Source organism: Intrasporangium oryzae NRRL B-24470, from assembly GCF_000576595.1.
In the GTDB taxonomy this organism is placed as follows: Bacteria; Actinomycetota; Actinomycetes; order Actinomycetales; family Dermatophilaceae; genus Intrasporangium_C; species Intrasporangium_C oryzae.
Window position 1 is genome coordinate 1 of record NZ_AWSA01000120.1, and the last position, 668, is coordinate 668.

The window sequence follows — 668 nt, forward strand, 5'->3', positions numbered from 1 at the left end:
GGCTCTTCGTACCTGAGGTGGGTCTGAGCGGGGACACGCCGGGATCGTTCATGCGGTGGGTGTGAGGGTCGAGGCCCTCAGGATCGGTAGCGACCAAGCTGCCCGACCGGAGGACCTCGACGATGTCCGAGCCTACGGCGTGCGATGACGCGCGTTGCTCATCGACTCATCTCTACTGCGACAACTGTGACCTGCTCGTCGGCTTGGATGGGTTGCACGTGCTGGACGTGGAAGCTGCGGAGGATGCCCGGCTGGTCGTGACCGTCGAGTCCGCGCCGACACTGATGGGCTGCCCGGCGTGCGGGGTCCTCGCGCGCAGCCACGGACGGCGCACGGTCGAGCTGATCGACTCGCCGTGCTTCGGACGGCGGGTCCGGATCCGCTGGCTCAAGCGGACCTGGTCGTGCCCGGAGCCGGCCTGCCCGGTCGGGACTTTCACCGAGCAGGACGAGCAGGTTGCCAGGCCGCGGGCGTTGCTGACGGTCCGGGCGTGCCGGTGGGCGATCGAGCAGCTTCGCCGCGAGCACGCCTCGGTCCACGGCCTGGCCCGGCAGCTCGGCACGAGCTGGGCGACCGTGTGGCGCTCGGTCCGGCCGCTGCTGCAGGCCGCAGCCGACGACGAGTCCCGCTTCGCCGGGGTGTCGACGCTCGGGGTCGACGAGCACGTG

The 668-nt window shown here is 70.8% G+C and carries 1 protein-coding gene; it reads left to right on the forward strand.

From position 1 onward, the window contains the following. Nucleotides 1–257 precede the first annotated feature (257 nt). Nucleotides 258–668 (forward strand): helix-turn-helix domain-containing protein (locus tag N865_RS21315; protein WP_245603869.1); only part of this gene is annotated, 411 nt, incomplete at its 3' end.